Annotated in this window: 2 protein-coding genes; both read left to right on the top strand. The window is 65.8% G+C overall.

Translation table 11 applies throughout. From position 1 onward, the window contains the following. Positions 1–391 (top strand): cytochrome c oxidase subunit II (locus ACY45C_RS04090; protein WP_462186311.1); only part of this gene is annotated, 391 nt, incomplete at its 5' end. After that, positions 388–1,690: cytochrome c oxidase subunit I (locus ACY45C_RS04085; protein WP_462186310.1), on the top strand; the 1,303-nt coding region annotated here is incomplete at its 3' end. The genes ACY45C_RS04090 and ACY45C_RS04085, both read left to right, overlap by 4 nt.

Genomic DNA, 1,690 nt, shown 5'->3' with positions numbered 1-1,690 from the left:
GCAGGGTGCCAACCCGATCGAGGTCACCGGTCGCCCCGGTGAGCCGGCGGTGCTCGTGCTGCCGCAGAACCGCTCGATCCGTTTCGTGGAGAGCTCGCCGGACGTCATCCACTCGTTCTGGGTGCCGGAGTTCCTGTTCAAGCGGGACGTCATCCCCGGCCGGGTGAACCAGTTCGAACTGACCGTCACGAAGACCGGCACCTTCATCGGTCGATGCGCCGAACTGTGCGGGACGGACCACGACCGGATGAACTTCTATGTGAAGGTCGTGCCGCAGGCCGAGTACGACACGTTCATCGCGGACCGGGAGAACGCGGTGATCTCGGCGACGCCGGCCGCGTCGACGACCGGGACCGCCGCCACCACCGCAACCACCGGGAGTGGACAGTGACCCTCGTACAAGAACCGGGTGTCGGGCACGCCGACTCCCCGGCCCCCCACATCCCCCGGCGGACGAACCTGCTCGGCTATCTGCGGACGACGTCCCACAAGGACATCGCCGTCATGTACTTCGTCACGTCGTTCGTGTTCTTCATCGTCGCCGGCCTCATGGCCATCATGATCCGGGCGGAGCTGGCCCGCCCGGGGCTGCAGCACTTCTCCAACGAGCAGTACAACCAGCTGTTCACGATGCACGGCACGCTGATGCTGCTCATGTTCGCGACCCCGATCGCCTTCGCGTTCGGGAACTTCCTAGTGCCGCTGCAGATCGGCGCGCCGGACGTGGCGTTCCCGCGGCTGAACGCGCTGTCCTACTGGTTCTTCCTGTTCGGCAGCCTGACGGTGATCTTCGGGTTCCTGACCCCGAACGGGTCGGCGTCCTTCGGCTGGTTCGCCTACTCGCCGCTGAACAACGGGGTGTACTCGCCGGGGGCCGGGTCGGACCTGTGGATCCTGGGGCTGACGGTGTCTGGTCTGGGCACCATCCTCGGCGCCGTCAACATGATCACGACGATCCTGACGATGCGGGCCCCGGGCATGACGATGTTCCGGCTGCCGATCTTCTGCTGGAACTTCCTGGTGACCTCGATCCTCGTGCTGGTCGCCTTCCCCGTGCTCGCCGCGGCGCTGCTCGCCCTGGAGGCCGACCGGCGCTTCGGCGCGCACGTGTTCGACGCCGCCAACGGCGGCGCGCTGCTCTGGCAGCACCTGTTCTGGTTCTTCGGCCACCCCGAGGTCTACATCCTCGCCCTGCCGTTCTTCGGCGTCGTCAGCGAGATTCTGCCGGTCTTCTCCCGCAAGCCGCTGTTCGGCTACAAGGGTCTGGTCTTCGCCACCATCGGCATCGCCGCCCTGTCCGTCGCGGTGTGGGCGCACCACATGTTCGTCACCGGCGCGGTGCTGCTGCCCTTCTTCGCCTTCCTGTCCTTCCTCATCGCGGTGCCGACCGGGATGAAGTTCTTCAACTGGATCGGCACGATGTGGCGCGGGCAGCTCACCTTCGAGACGCCGATGCTGTTCTGCGTCGGCTTCCTAGTGACCTTCCTGTTCGGTGGCCTGACCGGGGTGCTGCTGGCCAGCCCGCCGATCGACTTCCATGTCAGCGACAGCTACTTCGTCGTCGGTCACTTCCACTACGTCATCTTCGGGACCGTGGTGTTCGCCGCCTACGCCGGCACCTACTTCTGGTTCCCGAAGGTCACGGGCCGGATGATGAACGACCGGCTCGGGAAGATCCATTTCTGGACGG

The sequence above is a fragment of the Frankia sp. CcWB2 genome (assembly GCF_977927585.1).
This window is presented reverse-complemented; position numbering and strand designations above follow the sequence as displayed.